This is a genomic window from Polaromonas sp. P1_E3, from assembly GCF_056405935.1.
This window is the reverse complement of sequence record NZ_JBFUBD010000437.1, coordinates 1-2,101: the sequence shown is the minus strand read 5'-3', so window position 1 is coordinate 2,101 and position 2,101 is coordinate 1. Positions and strand designations below refer to the sequence as shown.

Below are 2,101 nucleotides of genomic sequence, written 5' to 3'. Positions count from 1 at the left end.
GCGCCTGGCGGCTTGCCTGGAACAGCCCGACACGGTGGCACGCCTGGGTGGGGACGAGTTTGTGGTCATGCTCGAAGACCTGGGCCAGGACCCGCACCAGGCGGCCGCGAAAGCCGAAGCTGTCGGTGCACGAATCCTTGCTGCGCTGAGCGAGCCCTACAGCCTGGCCGGCTACCAGCACTACAGCACCTGCAGTATCGGCATCACCTCGTTCAACCAGACCCTGGACAACATCGGCGACCTGCTCAAGCAGGCTGACCTGGCCATGTACCAGGCCAAGATGTCGGGGCGCAATACCATCTGTTTTTTCAACCCGGCGATGCAGGCCGCCGTCACCGCCAGCGCCGCGCTGCAATCGGACTTGCGCCAGGGCCTGCGCGAAAAGCAGTTTCTCCTGTACTACCAGCCGCAGGTGGGGCGCGACGGACGCATGACGGGCGTCGAGGCGCTGCTGCGCTGGCAGCACGGCGGGCGCGGCCTGGTGCAGCCGTCCGAGTTCATTCCTGCGGCGGAAGAGGCCGGGCTGATACTTCCGCTGGGCCAATGGGCGCTTGAGACGGCTTGCCGCCAGCTTGCGGCGTGGGCCCACCGCCCCGAGACCGCAGCCTTTAGCGTCGCCGTCAACGTGAGTGTGCGGCAGTTCCGTCATCCGGAGTTCGTGGACCTTGTCATGGCCGCACTCAAGGAAACGAAAGTCAGCCCGCACAAGCTCAAACTGGAGCTGACCGAAAGCCTGCTGGCTGAAAACATGGAGGTCACCATCACCAAAATGGCCCGGCTCAAAAAGATGGGCGTAACCCTTTCCATTGACGATTTCGGCATGGGCTATTCCTCACTCTCATGCCTGAAGCGCCTGCCGCTGGACCAGCTGAAAATTGACAAGTCTTTTGTGGAAGACATCCTGCGTGACCCCAACGATGCGGCCATCGCACGCACCATCATCGGCCTGGCGCAAAGCCTGGGCCTGGGCGTGGTGGCGGAAGGGGTTGAGACCGAAGCCCAGCGCGACTTCCTGTCGCGCCATGGATGCGACTGCTACCAGGGCTACCTGTTCTGCAAACCCCTGCCCATCGACGAGCTCGAAGCTTTCATCAAGACACTGCACATTTGATGGTGGTGAACGTGGSGGCGGGCAAGGGCGCCGCCTTATGGTGCTCCAGCCGGAAGATCACTTCCTTGACGATGCCGTACATTACCGCGCGGTCACGGCCTGGGTGGTCCGCGAAGCGCACTGTCGTGGAACCCAGGGTAGCGCCTTCGCCGCCATAACTCACCGTGATGCCGTAGGCCGTCATCAGAGGCCCGCAAGCACGCCAGTCGCGCGTCCACTGCGGCAGGGCATGGTTGCCGTCCCAGAGGGTGCCCGCGCTTTCGTAGCATTCCTCGATGTGCRTATGGCCCAACAGCTGAGCCAGATGCCGCTCCCTGGCAATACAGCTGCGGAAATACTCCTGGTCGTTCATGTGCATGAAACACCCCTGAAAGCTGTTCACAGGCCAGGCACGGCCCGCGTAACCATGGTAATTCCTAACTGGAGAAGAGGCCAGCAGGCGTTGCGCCACACCTGAGACAATTGGTGCATGTTCGTACCCCTTCAAAATGACACCTTTTTGCGCGCCTGCCTGCGCCAGGCCACTGATCACACCCCCGTCTGGTTGATGCGCCAGGCCGGCCGCTACCTGCCCGAATACCGTGCTACGCGGGCCCAGGCCGGCAGCTTCATGGGCCTGGCCACCAATACCGACTACGCCACTGAAGTGACGCTGCAGCCGCTGGAGCGTTACCCGCTGKATGCCGCCATCCTGTTCAGCGACATCCTGACGGTGCCCGACGCCATGGGCCTGGGCCTGTCTTTCGCGCTCGGCGAAGGCCCGCGCTTTGCCACACCGGTCCGCGACGAGGCCGCCGTGGCCAGGCTGGAAGTGCCGGACATGAACAAGCTGCGCTATGTGTTCAACGCCGTCACGTCGATCCGCAAGGCGCTGAATGGCCGCGTGCCGCTGATCGGCTTTTCGGGCAGCCCCTGGACGCTGGCCTGCTACATGGTCGAAGGCGCAGGTTCTGACGATTACCGCCTGGTCAAGACCATGCTCTACCAGCG

The 2,101-nt window shown here is 63.2% G+C and carries 3 protein-coding genes; 2 read left to right on the top strand and 1 reads right to left on the bottom strand.

Translation table 11 applies throughout. The annotated features are described in order from the left end of the window. A partial coding sequence (locus AC1D0Z_RS20255; RefSeq protein ID WP_477659964.1) for a putative bifunctional diguanylate cyclase/phosphodiesterase occupies window positions 1–1,111 on the top strand: 1,111 nt, incomplete at its 5' end. Here the strand turns inward: AC1D0Z_RS20255 and AC1D0Z_RS20250 are convergent. Beyond that, window positions 1,092–1,469, bottom strand: a complete 378-nt coding sequence (locus tag AC1D0Z_RS20250; RefSeq protein ID WP_477659963.1) for an aminoacyl-tRNA synthetase — start codon at window positions 1,467–1,469, stop codon at window positions 1,092–1,094. The genes AC1D0Z_RS20255 and AC1D0Z_RS20250 overlap by 20 nt on opposite strands. Before the next feature lie 111 nt (window positions 1,470–1,580). Here AC1D0Z_RS20250 and AC1D0Z_RS20245 point away from each other — a divergent pair. Next, on the top strand, window positions 1,581–2,101 hold a 521-nt coding region (locus AC1D0Z_RS20245; protein ID WP_477659962.1), incomplete at its 3' end, for a uroporphyrinogen decarboxylase family protein.